This window comes from Arthrobacter sp. Y3223065, assembly GCF_059090885.1.
In genome coordinates this window covers 575,526-590,990 of the sequence record NZ_JBNHGC010000002.1, presented here as the reverse complement: position 1 = coordinate 590,990, position 15,465 = coordinate 575,526, and the positions used below count along the sequence as shown (strand labels likewise).

The 15,465-nt window shown below is 64.5% G+C and carries 13 protein-coding genes; 5 read left to right on the top strand and 8 right to left on the bottom strand.

Translation table 11 applies throughout. The features are described 5' to 3' along the window. Position 1 precedes the first annotated feature (1 nt). The 5 genes from AC5RUK_RS07750 to AC5RUK_RS07730 form a co-directional block, all read right to left on the bottom strand. Positions 2-289, bottom strand: coding sequence for a hypothetical protein (locus tag AC5RUK_RS07750; protein ID WP_494151819.1), 288 nt, complete (start codon positions 287-289; stop codon positions 2-4). 366 nt (positions 290-655) lie between these two features. Then, positions 656-2,344: an alpha-amylase family protein gene (locus tag AC5RUK_RS07745; protein ID WP_494151818.1), complete on the bottom strand. Its 1,689-nt coding sequence runs from the start codon at positions 2,342-2,344 to the stop codon at positions 656-658. Between the two features lie 43 nt (positions 2,345-2,387). Then, positions 2,388-3,344 (bottom strand): TIGR03885 family FMN-dependent LLM class oxidoreductase, encoded by a 957-nt coding sequence (locus AC5RUK_RS07740; RefSeq protein ID WP_494151817.1) that lies wholly within the window; start codon positions 3,342-3,344, stop codon positions 2,388-2,390. 10 nt (positions 3,345-3,354) lie between these two features. Continuing rightward, entirely contained in the window at positions 3,355-3,936 is a 582-nt protein-coding gene (locus AC5RUK_RS07735; RefSeq protein WP_494151816.1) for a dihydrofolate reductase family protein, read from the bottom strand. 57 nt (positions 3,937-3,993) lie between these two features. Continuing rightward, the gene (locus tag AC5RUK_RS07730) at positions 3,994-4,431 is read right to left on the bottom strand and encodes a VOC family protein (protein WP_494151815.1); all 438 of its coding nucleotides are present in this window, start codon (positions 4,429-4,431) and stop codon (positions 3,994-3,996) included. A gap of 85 nt (positions 4,432-4,516) precedes the next feature. On the opposite strand from AC5RUK_RS07730, the gene arfB reads away from it, so the two are divergent. The 4 genes from arfB to AC5RUK_RS07710 all read left to right on the top strand — a co-directional run bounded on the left by arfB (position 4,517) and on the right by AC5RUK_RS07710 (position 8,623). Then, entirely contained in the window at positions 4,517-4,957 is a 441-nt protein-coding gene (arfB, locus tag AC5RUK_RS07725) for an alternative ribosome rescue aminoacyl-tRNA hydrolase ArfB (protein ID WP_493989038.1), read from the top strand. Positions 4,958-5,327: 370 nt separating this feature from the next. After that, entirely contained in the window at positions 5,328-6,218 is an 891-nt protein-coding gene (locus tag AC5RUK_RS07720) for a CPBP family intramembrane glutamic endopeptidase (protein WP_494151923.1), read from the top strand. 63 nt (positions 6,219-6,281) lie between these two features. Next, positions 6,282-6,530, top strand: coding sequence for a hypothetical protein (locus AC5RUK_RS07715; RefSeq protein WP_494151814.1), 249 nt, complete (start codon positions 6,282-6,284; stop codon positions 6,528-6,530). 1,295 nt (positions 6,531-7,825) lie between these two features. After that, positions 7,826-8,623, top strand: a complete 798-nt coding sequence (locus AC5RUK_RS07710; RefSeq protein WP_494151813.1) for an IclR family transcriptional regulator — start codon at positions 7,826-7,828, stop codon at positions 8,621-8,623. 174 nt (positions 8,624-8,797) lie between these two features. On the opposite strand, the gene AC5RUK_RS07705 is transcribed toward AC5RUK_RS07710, so the two are convergent. The 3 genes from AC5RUK_RS07705 to AC5RUK_RS07695 are packed head-to-tail and all read right to left on the bottom strand — an operon-like array spanning position 8,798 to position 10,761. Continuing rightward, a complete protein-coding gene (locus AC5RUK_RS07705; protein ID WP_494151812.1) occupies positions 8,798-9,676 on the bottom strand; it encodes an IclR family transcriptional regulator in 879 nt (292 codons plus the stop codon). After that, the gene (locus AC5RUK_RS07700) at positions 9,651-9,950 is read right to left on the bottom strand and encodes a hypothetical protein (protein WP_494151811.1); all 300 of its coding nucleotides are present in this window, start codon (positions 9,948-9,950) and stop codon (positions 9,651-9,653) included. Before AC5RUK_RS07700 ends, AC5RUK_RS07705 begins: the two co-directional genes overlap by 26 nt. Positions 9,951-9,990: 40 nt before the next feature. Then, positions 9,991-10,761, bottom strand: coding sequence for an N-carbamoylsarcosine amidohydrolase (locus AC5RUK_RS07695; RefSeq protein ID WP_494151810.1), 771 nt, complete (start codon positions 10,759-10,761; stop codon positions 9,991-9,993). A gap of 833 nt (positions 10,762-11,594) precedes the next feature. Between AC5RUK_RS07695 and AC5RUK_RS07690 the strand changes: the two genes are divergently transcribed. Next, the gene (locus tag AC5RUK_RS07690) at positions 11,595-15,461 is read left to right on the top strand and encodes a hydantoinase B/oxoprolinase family protein (RefSeq protein ID WP_494151809.1); all 3,867 of its coding nucleotides are present in this window, start codon (positions 11,595-11,597) and stop codon (positions 15,459-15,461) included. The last annotated feature ends 4 nt before the right edge of the window (positions 15,462-15,465 follow it).

The window sequence follows — 15,465 nt, the reverse complement described above, 5'->3', positions numbered from 1 at the left end:
CTTAGTCGTTGAGCTCGGCGGTGGCGACTTCGTACTCTTCGACTTCGAGGATCTCCAACTCTAGGGAGTTGCTTGCCTCAGAGCGGAGACTCTTCGCCTTTTCCTTACTTGCAGCCAGGTTTTCTTCCGTGTCGTACAGCGCGATGGATAAGGATTTGCCGTTCCCCTTACCGTTCATGAAATAGAAGCCCCGGCAACCCGGGAGTTCCAGCACCCGTTTGACGAGCTCCTCCGGGGGCCCGCTGGAAGTGTCCTGGCTGCCTCGGTAAGTGCTGACTCGAGCGAACATGTTACCTCCAATGGTTATTAGCTGGAGCCTCGCCTGCCGCTGCTTATTACCGGCGCAATTTCGAGGGTGGACACAACCTCCGGCAAGCCATACCGCTGGTTCGGGCTCCTCCCACCAGTAGGCACCCCTCAGCGCCTGCGGACAATACCGGGACTCGACAATAATGCCTGCCCTTCGTCAGCGGTAGGTCTACTTGCAGTCGCAGAATGGTCACGTGGGCGCAGTACAAGGGATGGTGTTTGGCCCCTGAAGCAGTGGGTCGCCGACGCCTTCTGGCGCCGTCGTCCTTGGCTGCCTCCCGCCGCCGGGACGCCGTAACCTTGCCGTGCCCGGTCAGGACGTCGCGCCGTCGTCCTTCACGCCGGCCTACGGAAGCCGCCGGTCCTCGGGATGCTGCAGGCGCAGCCACTTGTAGCCGAACCCCTCGAGGGGCAGGGTGCAGGTGCCGTCCTCGGCGATTTTCACGTCCGCGTCGCCCAGCAGGTCCAGCAGCGGCACGGCTTGGAGCATTTCCGCGGGCCGGTCCTCCGTGGCCAGGTCCAGCGCGACGGTGACCGGATCGGGCGAGAGGTTATGCAGCAGGACCATGCTGGACTCCTCCCAGGTGCAGCGATGGGCCAGCACGGACTTCTCCGGCTGGTTGAGGATCTCGAAGTGCCCCCAGCCCAGTTCCGGGCACTCGCGGTATCGCTTGATTAACGTAGCCATGAAGTTCCACAGCGAATCCGGATCCCGTTTGGCCTGGGCGGCGTTGACGAACTGCGGGCCGAAGCCCCCGTCCACCATCGGCGAGATCAGCTGTCCGGGCTCCGCGGTGGAGAAGCCCGCGTTCGGACCGTTCGTCCACTGCATGGGAGTGCGGACGGCCAGGCGGCCTTCCGCGTCCAGGTTCTCCCCCATGCCGATCTCCTCGCCGTAGTACAGCACCGGGGTGCCGGGCAGGGAAAACAGGAGCGAATACACCATCCTGATCCGGCGCGGGTCCCCGCCCAGCATCGGAGGCAGTCGGCGCTTGAGTCCGCGGCCGTAAAGCTGCATCTGTTCCTCGGGCCCGAAGGCCGCGAAGACCTCCTGGCGCTCCTCCTCGGTGAGCTTGTCCAGCGTCAGCTCGTCGTGATTGCGCACGAAGGTAGCCCACTGGTTGTCCGGGTTGGTGGCCGGCCTGCCCTGCAGGGCCTTCGCCAGCGGGCGCGCGTCCTGCCGGGCTAGGGAGAGGTACATGTTCTGCATGCGGATGAAGTCGAACATCACGTTCAGTTCGTCGCCGTCGCTGCCGCCGAAGAAGGTCAGCTGGTCCTCGTAGGGCAGGTTGACCTCGCCCAGCAGGATTCCGCCGCCGCGGCGGCGGCTCAGGAAACGGCGGAGGTCCCGCAGGAACTCGTGCGGATCCGGCAGCCCGGACCCGTCCTGCCCCGTGGTTTCAAGGAAGAAGGGCACCGCGTCCACCCGAAAACCGTCAAGCCCCAGCTCCAGCCAGAAGCCCATGGCCTTGGCGATATGGTTCCTGACCTCGGGATTGGTCACGTTCAGGTCCGGCTGATGCTTGTAGAAGCGGTGCAGGTACCACTCCCCCGTGGGCTTGTCCTTGGTCCAGATGGACTGCTCCTGGTCCGGGAACACAACCTCCTGGGAGGTGTCCGGCGGCGGGTCGGACCGCCACACGTAGTAGTCCCGGTAAGGACTGTCTGTGGACTGGCGCGCGGACTGGAACCATGGATGCTGGTCGGAGGTGTGGTTGACCACCAGGTCCGCGATGACCCGCATGCCGCGGTCCCGGGCCGTGCGCAGGAACTCCACCAGGTCCCCATGGTCCCCCAGCCGCCGGTCCACGCCGTAGAAGTCCATGACGTCGTAGCCGTCGTCACGCTCGGGCGTCGGATAAAAGGGCATCAGCCAGACGCAGGTGACGCCCAGTTCGGCCAAGTAGTCCACGCGCTGGGCCAGGCCGGCGAAGTCTCCCACGCCGTCGCCGTCGGAATCGAAGTACGTCTCCACGTCCAGGCAGTAGACAACAGCTGTCTTCCACCACAGGTCGGAGGTGTCGGTAATCCTCACGGGCTTCTCCTCGCTTTCCGTCCGGGCGGTCCAGGGCAGTCCGTCAGCGCAGCTTCGGCAGGACCTCGCCGGCGAACGTCTCGATGAAGGGCCTCTGCTCCTGGCCCACGAAGTGCAGGTACAGCTCGTCGAAGCCCAGATCCAGGTATTCCTGCAGCCACTCCACATGCCGGCCCGTGCTGGCCGACACATTGACCGCCGTGCGCAGCTGGTCCTCGCCGACGTGCTCGCTCACGGCGTCGAAGTGGCCGGCCGTGGCCAGGTCCGCGGCCACGTGCGGGGCGAACGTGTTGGAGCGCCACTGGTCCAAGCCGATTTCGACGGCGGCTTCCTCCGACGGCGCCCAGGACAGGTGCACCTGCAGCGCGGCCTTCCCGCGGCCGCCATTGTCCCTATAGCCGGCGAGGACCTTCCTGAGCTGCTCCGGCGGCTGGTTGACGGTGATCAGCCCGTCCGCCCAGCGCGCGGCGCGGCGGGCGGTCTCCACGCTGATGGCGGGGGCGATCAGCTCGGGCTTGGGCTCCGGCACCTCCCAAATCCGGGCGTGCTCCACGGTGACCAGCCCGCGGTGGGTGACCTCCTCGCCGTCGTGCAGGCGGCGTATCACCTCCACGGACTCCTCCAGCCGCTGCTGGCGCACGTCCTTGGAGGGCCAGCCGTCGCCCGTGATGTGCTCGTTGGAGTTCTCGCCGCTGCCCGGCGCCATCCAGAACCGCCCCGGAAACATGACGGCCAGGGTGGCCGAGGCGTGCGCAAGGATCGCCGGGTGGTAGCGCTGGCCGGGAGCGGTGACGACGCCGAAGCGTAGCGCGGTGGTGGCCAGCGCCGCACCGAGCCAAGACCAGGCAAAGCCGGAATGCCCCTGGCGCGCGGACCACGGCTCGATGTGGTCCGAGCACATGGCGGCGTCGAAACCCGCTTCCTCTGCCAGTTTCACGTCCTGCAGCAGCTGGGCGGGCGAGATCTGTTCGTGGGATGCATGGAATCCGATGACAGGCACCCCTCCATCCTTATGGTGCCTTGGCGGGTTGTCGAGGCACGTATCGCAGGTACGCGATGCCGTTGTCGAAGATTCTGTGTTCGGTAAGGCTCAGGTCGAGGTGCACGTCGTCGGGCAGCGCGCGCAGGCCTCCGCCCACCATCTTCGGCACCACGAAGAACCGGAAGTCGTCAACCAGGCCCGCACGGATCGCGTCTGCCGCAACCGTGGGCCCGAAGATCCCGACCACACCCTTCGCACGCTCCACGACCCGCTGCAGCTCGACCAAGCTCAGGCGCGGCACGATGTGTGCCCGGTCCGAGGTGAGCTCTTGGGCAGTCATTGTCGACGACACCACGACCTTGTCTATGCCGCGCCAGCGCCGGGCGAACTCCCGCTCAGCCACAGGACGGTCCTCGGCGTCCGGATAGGTGTCCCAGTACCCCATCAACGCATAGGTTCTTCGCCCGAGCACCTCGGTGGACACCTCGGCCATGCGCTCGAGGTGCACGGCAAACACCGCGTCGCTCGGGCCCGTCCACTGGAAATCGCCGTCGGCATCGGCGACGTAGCCGTCGATGGACGTTGTCGCGACATAGGCGAGGGTTCCCATGATCGTTCCGCCCTTCATGCTGGGTGTGCCGGGTTCCCACGGCGACATCGGCACCGGTCAGTTCTTCTTCAGTTCCTCGGCGAGCATCACGATGATGCCGCTGGGGCCGCGGACGTACGTGAGCCTATAGACGTCCTCATAGGTCGCCACCCCGCGAAGCGGACGGCAGCCGTGCTTCGCGGCTGTCTCAAGGGCCTTGTCCAAATCATCGACTGAGAAAGCGACGCGGTGCATGCCGATCTCGTTGGGGCGGGTGGGCGGAGACTCGATCGCTTCGGGGTGAAGGTATTCGAAGAGCTCGAGCCGGCCGTGACCGTCCGGGGTCTGGAGCATCGCGATGTGGGCGTGGTTGCCATCAAGCCCGACGGCGGTGTCGGTCCAATCACCGCTGACCGTGTCGCGGCCGAGGACCGTGAGTCCGAGGTCGGTGAAAAAGGCGATGGCTGCTTCGAGGTCGCGAACGGCGATACCGACGTTCTCCAGTTTGATGGCCATGCGCGACATGCTAGCGAGCCGAGAGGACAAAAAAGAAGCCCTCTGTCAGCCATCCGCCGCGTCGGCGTTGCGGCACAATAATCCTGTGGACGACCTGCATGTGCCTCCGGGACCCGGCGCGCCCCGCGGCCTCCGGGTACCGGCGGGAGAGCTGATCGAGCAGTTCTCCCGAGCCTCCGGCCCCGGCGGCCAGAGCGTCAACACTGCCGACTCCCGTGTGCAACTCAGTCTCGATCTGGGCACGACAACGGCGCTCAGCGAGGTCCAGCGCGAACGCGCTATCGCCAGGCTCTCCGAGAGGATCTCGGGCACGGTGCTCACCATCAGCGCCTCGGAGCACCGAACTCAGCGGCTAAACAGGGCTGCGGCGCGGCAACGCCTCGTAGCTCTCCTTCGAGACGCAGTGATCCCTCCTGTCGTCCGGCGGGCAACCCGCCCCACGGCTGGCTCGCGGCATCGCCGGCTCGAAGGAAAACGGTTGCGCTCCGAGACCAAGCGCAACCGCAGGCGCCCAGACTCCGAGTGACCTGCCTGTTTGCGTCGATCGTTTGGGCTCTTTCTCAGAAGATTGACCGGAACTCCACAGCGCCCCGGCGGTTAAGGACTCCTCGGAGACTCCAGATTTCATGGAGCGAGGCCATCAGACCGTCCATGGGTGACTAACTCGACACCGGTGAGCAGTGGGTAGGCGTGCAGCCAGTCCCGCGACAACCATGGACCCTTCCAGCATCCCCGGGGATGCTTCCGGTGAGCGTGCCCGATCGGGATTTCAGCGCTTGACACAGGTCCGGCAGCGGAGAAAAGTGTGGCCATACCGCCCGCTCGACCCTTAGCCGCCACCCGTTAGCAGTCCCTGGGAGTCGAGTTTGGCCGCTTGATCATGGATGGGGGTGAGCATGGGTAAAGATCCTTCGAGAGCCGAACCGGCGCCATCTCCCCGCGGAGGCCATGCGGGAAGCCTGATCGCCCGGCATCCGGTAACTGCCTTTGTGGTCATTGCGATCGGGCTGACTTGGGCTGCGCAGGTGATATCGATCGTTTTGCTGGGCAATGTTTTGCCCGGGCTCCTGGCAGAACTGCTGATCCTGCTGGGTACTGCGGTCCTGGTTACCGCAGCCTCAGGCGGCAGGGAGGCCGTCCGGGGCCTCTTTCGGCAGGCTGTCCGTTGGCAGGTAGGCGTCGGCTGGTATATCGCCGCCCTGCTCGCCATACCCGTGCTGACACTGCTGATCGCTGCGGCAACCGGGTCTTTTCAGCAACCGGAAGCCGGATGGGCCGCTGAAACGGGCAACTATTTCCTCAATGCCATCCTCGTCGGGGCTATTCTTGCGAATATCTGGGAGGAACTGGCCTGGACCGCCGTGGTACAGCACCGGCTGATGGAGCGGTGGGGCCTGATCTCCGGCTCGCTGCTGACAGCCTTACCCTTTGCCCTGATCCATCTCCCCCTCGCCTTCGCGGATAAGGGCTTCACCGGGACGCCCGTTCGGGAGGTGCTTTTCAACTGGGCGGTCCTGTTCCTCTTCGCTCCGATTTTCAGGCTCCTGGCGGGCATGGTGTATCTGGGCACGGGCGGAAGCATCCTCATCGTCGGCCTCCTTCACGGGTCCTTTAACGCCTCCGGCTCGGATAAGCTCAAGGCGTTCGAGGGAGAGTGGCAGCAGATCGCCGCCGCAGCAATGCTGGCCGTCGTGCTGGCGCTCTACCAACAGAGCGGGGCACGCGCTAAGGGGCGTCGAACAGGACCCCAACCGGAAGGTTACGAAGCAACCCCGGACGGCACCTGAAGTGGATTAATGCAGCAGCGCCGGAATCCCGGTCAGGCACAATGCCAAACGTAAGGTGAGACCATGGCGGCAGTCGTAAGCCCAGGGCGACCTACTGCTGGACCAATCACGGCGACGGTTGTGATTTTGGCTTCGTTGGTCCTCTTTTTCGTCACCGACAACGCGATTGTGGTTGTCGCCGTAGCTGGTGCCGTGGTGTTCTCACTGTTCGGACTACAGATGTCCAAGTGGTACTGGATCCCGTCTAGCCTCGGCGCATTGCTGCTGCTCTTGCTGCTTGCGCTCATGATTCCCATGTGGACGGGAGGCTAAATGGTCGAGATTGGGAACCCCAAACAGGGTTCTCAACCTACGTCCCTGCCTCCGCGAAGGCCGATAGCCGAGATTCTCTCAACCGATGCGTTAGGCCATGGGACCGTCGCCTCTCGATAGAGAGCAAATACATCCATGGGGCACACTAGCGAGCCACGAAGGCTGAACCACTCATCCGGGTCGGCATGTTCGAGCGCTTCCGCACCAGGTGAGCAATTCTCGCAGCTAATGCGAAAGTCAGCTCTGAACTGCGCGAACAACATGCGGACAAGTACTCCCGTAGACGCCGCGCGCAGGCGCTCGTTGCCCGGCGTGATGGTTTGAAACTTCGATCCCGCGAAGACCTCCCGGCCTGCGGCCATGGCATCACGGGGCATCGGTGCTCCCCAGCTGACAATCTGACGCCGCCAGGGCAAGCAGGGACCCCGACGAGATTCTGGCAGCCATGGTGCCGGGAGGCTCAGGGAGATCAGGAACTAAACATTAAATCTAAATTCCACCCACGTTCCGTAGCCGAATAACCTCTGATCTGCGTGCATGTGCGAGAGGGGCGTCCAGTCTTCGTTCTGCAAACTTCACCAGCGTTTGCATCGCATCGTGGACATGCGCCGCTCAGATCCTGCGTCATAGGAGGTAGGTCTCAAGCTCTCGGTAGAAATCATCCGTTGATGCTTCTTCGATGTTTGCCAGGCGCCCTTTGACCTCGGAGGAATGACTCGCAGCGACATCCAAGCGCTCTCGGTTCCAATGGTTTGCGCCCCGGCTTCGGACGGGCGCTTGCGCTGGCAATCCCAGTAACGACACCGATAAAGATAGCCCGGAATACCGACCCGGAACTGTTCCCCATACAACAAAAACCCGCACTCATGGCTAAAGGCCAAGGATTGGCGCCAAGATGGAAAAAAGTATCATTGTGTCATGACGCTACAGCAGGCGCTCGGTTTCTCAGTCCGTCGCCTGCGTAAATGGTATTTCAACACCACAGGGGGCCCAGCCCTCAGCTGTACAACAGGTGCTACATGGACTCCTACTCGGCTAATAAAAAATTATCAGTGGCCTCCCGTGAGTTTGGACATAACGTGGGGCGAGCCCATCACCAAGCCCCTGAGGTCGTTTCGTCTTAGCACCCCGGTGAGCCAGCTCTCTGACGCGCTCCGAGCTGGCTCGGGCGGTGCTCTGGTGACGTGACTTACTTGGCAATTGCCAGGCACCGCATCTTCCGTATCTGCGCTGAGGCTGCGGCATATGATGGCCAACAGGAGTGGCGGGAGGTCACGCCACGCGAAAGGATGCAGATGGCAGGCAGGCCGAGGCAGGACAACGGGCAGGTCCAGGGAGCTGCGGCTTCGTTGTTGAATGGTCTTGCTGTGTTGGAAGCCTTTTCCGTTCAAAAGCCGGTTCTCGGTGTGACCGAGGTCGCTCAGCGCGTGGGCCTCCACAAGAGCACGGTGTCACGTATTCTTGGTGGTCTGGCAGAGGCTGGGTATGTCCAGCGGGATGAGGAGACGGGCCGGTATCGGCTCGGACTGAGCCTCATTGCGCTGTCCGGTCCTTTACTGGCAGACCTGGATGTCCGCCGTGCAGCGGTTCCGTATTTGGAGCAGTTAACCGAAAGCACCCAGGAAACCAGCGCGATCTCGGTCTGGAATGGTCATGAGGCCATCGTCGTGGAGCAGGTTGCCAGCCCGCATCAGGTCAAACACACCGCCACCATCGGAACCCGATACAACAAGTTTGAGAGCTCCTCGGTGCGGGTCTTCCTGGCGGAACTGGCCCCGGGCCTCGCGACCGAACTGATCGATTCCGGCCGGATACTACGCATGGCGGGAGATGGCCTGCCGTTGGATCACACGGCCCACCTGCTGGAAGTCGCCCGTCAGGCATGCGCCGTCAACGACGGTTCGACCACCGAGGAGGAGTTTGGGGTCTCCGCTCCGGTTCGGGATTACCGGGGCCGGGTGGTTGGTTGCATCACGGCATCTGCTCCCCGTTCCCGCGTGCATAAGAACGGCACCAGGGACACCCTGGTTCAAGCCGTGCAACATGCCGCCTCGGAAGTATCCATCCGCCTGGGCTGGTCGGCTGCGAGCTGAGACACGGGAAGGACCCAATCCTGGCAGTCCATCGCTGCGACCAATCCGGCGGGTAAGCGGAAGGATCTCCCCTTTCCGGGCTGGTTCGCCCGCCCTGCTTCGGCGGACGTCAGCAACGCCGTGTAGCAGCCCACAGACCTCCCGGGTGCGCCGGGCGTCCTTCGCGGACTTCACCTACCCCACACTGGCTGCCGGACGCAGTGGCGCCGCCAGCTTCCCTAAAGGAGCCACAACGGCAGTCAGCCCACTGGATTTGTTTTCCGCTGGCCGGTTGCCCAGCCGGGCCGACACGCGTTCGGCCGCCTGAAGCACCGCATCGCGCAGGATCGGCTGGCTGGCCTGAAACTGCAACCTCGACCGTGGCGCGCTGACGGTGATGCAGCCGACGACGGCACCCCGGTAGTCCCGCACGGGGGCAGAGACACCATATTCTTCGAAAGTGGTCTCGCCGTCGTTGACCGCGAAGCCGTGATCGCGCACGCCGGCCAGATGGTCGTGGGCCGGGTCGTCGAGTCCCCGGTAGCTGTCCCGCAGGATGATCCCTCCCGACAGCAGGCGGGCGACTTCCTCCGGCGGCAGTTCGGCGAGGAAGACGCGGACGGAGGAGCTGGCGAACTTGTTGTAGCGCGTACCGATCGATGCGCTGTGCTTAACCTGGTGCGGGCTGGCCGTCTGTTCCACGACGACTACATTGGTGCCGTTCCAGACAGCGATCGCGGCCGTCTCCCCGGTGGCCTCGGTCAGTTCTTCGAGGTTCGGCAGTGCGGCGCGGCGGACGTCGAGCTCCGCCAGCAGCGGTCCGGCCAGCCCGATCATCCCGAGCCCGAGGCGGTACCGTCCCGTGTCGTCGTCGCGCTGAACGTAGCCGGCTTCGGTCAGGCCGGTGAGCATCCGGGAGACGGTGCTCTTATGCAGGCCGACCAGCTCGGAAATCTCGGTGACGCCCAGGAGGGAACGTTGGGCGACGGAGAAGGCCTCGAGGACCGCAAGACCGTTGAGCAGCGATGCTGCCGCCCCCTGCGGTTTGTCAGCGGTGGTTTGTGGGTCCGGCATGCGTTCTTCCTCCCTGGTCGCCGGGGCGTGCGGTTGCCGGCTGCAGCCTTCGTACGGTGCGCCTGGCGTGGGGGATCCGATCAGGCCATGGGGCCTTGACCACCAGGATCGCCGGGGCGGGGACGGTGTCGGCGAAGTCGGGCAGGTTGTTCAGGTACCGAATGACGTTCTCCCGCGGCTCGACGTCACCGAACTTGGAGTCCATGTCGAACAGGTTCCAGGACACCACGCCCGGCACCCACTGAGGGGTGCCGGGCTGTCGGCGGGTCGGCATGGGAATGCCGGCCCGCGGGACTCCGACAGTACGGTGGGGCTCAGGCCGGATCCGCGGGGGCCTCGACCTCGGGCTGGGGATCCGAGAGGGTCTTCGGGACCGTGTCCTCGAACTGCGGGAGGCCGTTCAGGTAATCCACCACCGCATCCGTGGACTCCACGTCACCGAACTTGTTGTCGATGTCGTAGAGGTTCCACTGCACCACCCCTGGGACACGGTCGCCGATGGTCTCCCTGGGGATGATCGGGCGGAACCCCTTCGCGATGGCGTCCTCGACGGTGTGGCGCACGCACCCGGCCGCGGTCGCACCGGTCACGATCAGGGTGTCGATGCGGTTGGAGGTCAGGAAGAGCTCGAGGTTCGTCCCCGGGAACGCCGAGGCGCGGTTCTTCTCGATCACGACCTCTCCGTCTGCGGGCGCGATGCGGTCGTCGATCTGCGCCCAGTAGGAATCCGCCGGAAGGGTCTCCGTGGGGATCTTCGAGTACCACAGGCCCATGTCGTTCGTGCCGGAGGCGGCGTCGCGGTTGCGGTACACGTTCGTGGTGTAGAAGATCGGGACCTTCTTGGCGCGCGCAGCCTCGTTGATCCGCTGGACGTTCGGGATGATCTCCTCCATGCCCGGGCAGCTGAACGGGTGGCCCGGACGGGTCCAGGCGTTCGCGAGGTCGATGTGGATGACGGCGGGGCGGTTGCCGTAGCCGATCCGGCGCTTGAAGCCGCGCTCGTTGTAGATGCCCGTGCCGGCTTCGAACGCCTCCTCCAGCACTGCTGCAAGACGGGCTTCGATGTCGTTGGACGTAACTGTCATGGCTCTCTCCACTCTCACGGGTAATGTGTTGCTAACCGAGCAACTTGGTTGCTGTGTTGACTACTGTAGCGCACGGACCGGCGCAGCACCAGAAATTCTCCGAAACTGTGTCCCCTCGGACCAACTGCCCGGTCGGGGCGAGCGTCGGCGAGTGCGTCACCCCGGCAGCCCGGCAAGGGAGGGGTGTTGGTAGTAACGACGTGAAATCGCGCGCTAGGGGGTGTCTCCTTATGCTGTTATTGCCCGGCCCAGATGACGGCGGCCTGCAGGACGGCCGCTGCCCGGAAGGTCAAGGCGAGCTTGTCGAACCGGGTGGCCAGGGACCGCCACTGCTTCAGGGTGTTCAAGCTGCGCTCAAAGTTTGGTCCATGATGCATCCACAGCCGAACGGGCGGTGGGCTGATGACTGGACGTGAGGGACTGTTGCGGCTGGTGAAGCCGTCGTGGAGCGGCTGAGGCGGCAGCAGGCCGGGGCAACTGTCCACTTCCGCCCGTCCGCTCACCTCCGTCGGAGACTGCCGGGGCCTGGATTCGCCGCGCCGGGCCGGCGGGGTTTTTGCTGAAGCGAGCAGCAAATGCCGCAACAGGCCTGGGCGCCGCCTCGTCGCAGAAGGAAAAACACAAGAAACCATTGCTTGTTGCTCGGAAGGGAACTATATTTCTAGGCAAGCAACACGCTGTGACCCGAGTCACAGCAATGCTGCCGGACGAGGATCCGGCCCACTGGACGGCCCGTCCGGGGCAGGGCGAACCGGACGAGAGGCCCCGAGTATTCCCCATCAACCCAGTCCCCATCAACGCAGTCCTGAGCCTCACTTTCGAAAGGACCCATTATGAAGCGCATCGGAGTAGACGTCGGCGGCACTTTCACCGACTTGTATTTCTCAGACGACGACCAGCGCATCGCCGTTGTGGAAAAGGTTTCATCCACTCCGCATGACCCATCCGAGGGCGTAGTCAACGGCATCAGGAAACTCTGTGCGAAGGCCGGCGTCTCTCTCTCAGAGATCGACCAGCTGGTGCACGGGACGACGGTGGCCACGAACACCGCGCTCACGCACACCGGTGCGGAAGTCGGGATGATTACCACCGAGGGCTTCCGGGATATCCTGCATATTGCCCGTCACAAGAAGCCGTACAACTTCTCGCTTCAGCAGGATCTGCCGTGGCAGACCAAGCCCCTGATCAAACGCCGGCATCGGCTCACCGTCAAGGAACGCATCACCGCTCCGAACGGTGACGTCTTGGTACCCCTGGACGAGGACGAAGTCCGTCAGCGAGTGGGCGAGCTGAAGGCGGCAGGCGTCGAGGCCATCGCCGTCTGCCTGTTGCACTCCTACCTGAACCCCGCCCATGAACAGCGGATTGGGGAAATCGTCGCCGATGAGTTTCCCGAAGCCTACCTGTCCCTGTCCAGCGACATCGTGCCGCTGTACCGGGAGTATGAGCGGTTCTCCACCACCGCGCTGAATGCCTATGTTGGGCCCCGAGTCTCGCGTTATCTGTATCGTCTGCAGGAGCAGGCCGAAGGCCTGGGCTACCAGCGGGAGATCCTGCTGATGCAGTCCTCCGGTGGTATGGTCCCGATCAAGGAGGCTGCCAAGCGTCCCGTTACGCTGATGATGTCCGGACCGGTCGGGGGTCTGATCGGTGGCATGTGGGCCGGACGTCAGTCCGGCTTTGAAAACGTCGTCACCCTGGACATAGGCGGAACCTCGGCGGACATCGGTGTGGCTTACCAGGGTGAGCTGCGAATGCGTCACCTGCTGGACACCAAGATCGGCGACCACCAGGCGATGGTCCCGATGGTGGACATCGACACCATCGGCGCCGGCGGCGGCTCGATCGCCTACGTCGACGCTGGCGGGGTTTTCCGCGTCGGGCCGCAGTCGGCCGGCGCCGACCCGGGCCCCGTCTGCTACGGCCGGGGCGGGACAGAGCCGACGTCGACCGACGCCCAGATGCTGCTGGGCCGGATGCGGCCTGACCGCGTCCTGGCCGGCTCAGGCATGGATCTGGATCTCGATGGCGCCCGGAAGGCCATGGAAGGTCTCGCAGAAAAGCTCAATATGTCCGTGGACCAAGCCGCCCTCGGCGCCCTGCAGATCCAGAAGTTCGGCATGACCCAGGCAATCGAGCAAAACTCCGTACGCCGTGGCTACGACCCGCGCGACTTCACCCTCGTTGCCGCTGGCGGTGCCGGCGCTTTGTTCGCCTGCGAGATCGCCGCGGAGCTGGAGGTCCCGAAGGTGCTGGTCCCCGCCCACCCCGGCATCATCGCCGCTACCGGCCTGCTGGCCACCGATGAGAAATACGAGTTCGTCGCTACCAGACGGTTCACGTTCAGCAACGCCGATCCTGCCGCCATCCAGGCCTCCTACGAACAACTGGAGCGCGAGGCCAACGCCCAACTGGACGCCGAGGACGTGCCGACCGACCGCCGCAAGCTCGGCTGGCTCGCCGACGCACGCTACGAGGGCCAGGGATACGAGATCCGCTTCAATGCCCCCGCGGGGCCGATCAACCAAGCCTGGCTGGACCAGGCCGAGGCCGCCTTCCACGACGCCCACTTCGAGGAGTACGGCCACCGCTTCAAGAACGGCACCGTCGAGGTCATCAACATCCGCGTGGAGGCCAGCGCCGTGATGGATGACCTGCCCACGCCCGAGGCAACAAAGACCGGTTCCCTCGCCGAAGCCCTGATCGAGACCCGCCCAGTGACCTTCGAACAGGATGGCAAGCCGGTCACCCTGGACACCGGCTTCTACGACCGCGACAGGATGGGCGTGGGCACCACCTTCACCGGCCCAGCCATCATCGAACAGTATGACTCCACAACGGTCATTCCTCCCGGGTTCTCCGGAGCAGTGGACTCGGCCGGGAACCTGGTTATCGACTGCCCGGCCGCCACCCAGACCGCCGAGAAACTGGCCACCCCGATCCTGATGCGCGTGATCGGCGGCGCCCTGAACTCCGCCGCAAAGGAAATGGCGTCGGTGCTGTTCCGCATGGCCTACTCCTCGATCATCCGCGAATCCGAGGACCTCGGCGCAGGCCTGTTCGACAAGGACGGCAACGTGCTGGCCGAGTCCGACTCCACGCCGATGTTCATGGGCTCCATGCCCAAGATCGTCAAGGGCGTGATCTCGGTCCTCGGCGACGACATCCATGAGGGCGACGTCATCCTGCACAACGATCCGTACCTGGGCGCCACTCACTCCCCGGACGTGGCGATCATCGAACCGATCTTCCATGACGGGGAACTGGTCGGCTTCGCCGGCGCGTCGGGGCAGCTGATCGACAACGGCGGTGCGTTCTCCGGGCTGATGGTAGACATCCAGGACGTTCAGTCCGAAGGCACCATCTTCCGGGCGGTGAAGGTCTACGAAAAGGGCGTCCGGCAGGAGTCGCTGATCCGGCACATCCTTAACAACACCCGGACGCCCACCTCCAACGAGGGCGACTTCCAGGCGATGATAGCCGCCTGCGAACTGGCCAAGTCCCGTTACCTCGCCCTCATCGAGCGCTACGGCTTCGGCGCGGTCCGGGAGGCCGGCCAGAGCTGGATCGACTACTCGGAGCGGATGCTGCGTCAAGAGATCGCCAAGATTCCTGACGGCGTCTACGAGACGGAGGTCGGCTACCTGGACGACGACGGCCGCAACTACGGCAAGAAGCTGCCGATCGTCGTGAAGGTGATCGTCGAGGGCGACGAGATCACCTACGACCTCACCGGGTCCTCGGAACAGGTGCCCACCGCGTACAACTGCGCTTTCGAAGGCACGACGGTCTCGGCGTTCACGTTCATCACCCGCATGATGTTTCTGGACGAGGTCGCCTTCCCGGTCTTCGTGCCCCAGAACGAGGGGATGCTCAAACCGCTGAAGGTAATTGCCCCGGAAGGCACCATCTTTAACCCGAAGTACCCGGCCGCGACCTTCTCGCGGTTCTCCCAGGTGCAGCGCGCCGTCGACCTCGCCCTGCGGGCCCTCGCTCCTGTGATCCCCGAACGCGTCACAGCCGGCAACTCGGCCCACATCCACTTCATCTCCTACTCCGGATGGGACGAGAAGCAGGGTGAGTACTGGGTCTACCTCGAGGTCAACGAGGGCTCCTACGGCGCCCGCGCCACCAGCGACGGGCCGGACTCTGTGGACAACCTCATCGCCAACACCCGCAACAACCCGATCGAGGAGCTCGAGTGGCGGTTCCCGATGCGCACCGACCGCTACGAACTGCGCTCCGAGCCCGCGGCGGCCGGCGAGTTCCGCGGCGGCATCGGCATCGTCCGGGAGAACACCTTCCTGACCGACACCGCGGTCACGTGCGAGGGTGAACGCCACGAGTCCGATCTGCCGTGGGGCGCCTACGGCGGCCACGACGGCCTGAACGCCTCACTCGTGAAGAACCCCGGCCGGGCGGGCGAGGAGTATTGGCCGTCCAAGGTCACCGGTCGCCAACTGCTGGCTGGCGACTCCCTCCAGATCACCGTGCCCAGCGGTGGCGGCTTCGGCGACCCGCACCAGCGGGACCCGCTGAAGGTCCTCGAGGACGTGCTGGACGGCTTCACGACCGCCGAGGCGGCCACCCGGGACTACGGCGTGGTCCTCAAGGAGGTCGGCGGCCAGCTCACGGTCGATCTGGAGGCCACCGCCGACCGTCGCGAGGTATTAGTCGCCGAGCTCAGCTCCACAAGCTGATCGA

What these genes read in the sequence shown, in the direction of transcription:
- AC5RUK_RS07750 (WP_494151819.1), bottom strand. Translation starts at nt 289, where the DNA reads ATGTTCGCTCGAGTCAGCACTTACCGAGGCAGCCAGGACACTTCCAGC.
- AC5RUK_RS07735 (WP_494151816.1), bottom strand. Translation starts at nt 3,936, where the DNA reads ATGGGAACCCTCGCCTATGTCGCGACAACGTCCATCGACGGCTACGTC.
- AC5RUK_RS07730 (WP_494151815.1), bottom strand. Translation starts at nt 4,431, where the DNA reads ATGGCCATCAAACTGGAGAACGTCGGTATCGCCGTTCGCGACCTCGAA.
- AC5RUK_RS07720 (WP_494151923.1), top strand. Translation starts at nt 5,328, where the DNA reads ATGGGTAAAGATCCTTCGAGAGCCGAACCGGCGCCATCTCCCCGCGGA.
- AC5RUK_RS07715 (WP_494151814.1), top strand. Translation starts at nt 6,282, where the DNA reads ATGGCGGCAGTCGTAAGCCCAGGGCGACCTACTGCTGGACCAATCACG.
- AC5RUK_RS07710 (WP_494151813.1), top strand. Translation starts at nt 7,826, where the DNA reads ATGGCAGGCAGGCCGAGGCAGGACAACGGGCAGGTCCAGGGAGCTGCG.
- AC5RUK_RS07705 (WP_494151812.1), bottom strand. Translation starts at nt 9,676, where the DNA reads ATGCCGGACCCACAAACCACCGCTGACAAACCGCAGGGGGCGGCAGCA.
- AC5RUK_RS07700 (WP_494151811.1), bottom strand. Translation starts at nt 9,950, where the DNA reads ATGCCGACCCGCCGACAGCCCGGCACCCCTCAGTGGGTGCCGGGCGTG.
- AC5RUK_RS07695 (WP_494151810.1), bottom strand. Translation starts at nt 10,761, where the DNA reads ATGACAGTTACGTCCAACGACATCGAAGCCCGTCTTGCAGCAGTGCTG.
- AC5RUK_RS07690 (WP_494151809.1), top strand. Translation starts at nt 11,595, where the DNA reads ATGAAGCGCATCGGAGTAGACGTCGGCGGCACTTTCACCGACTTGTAT.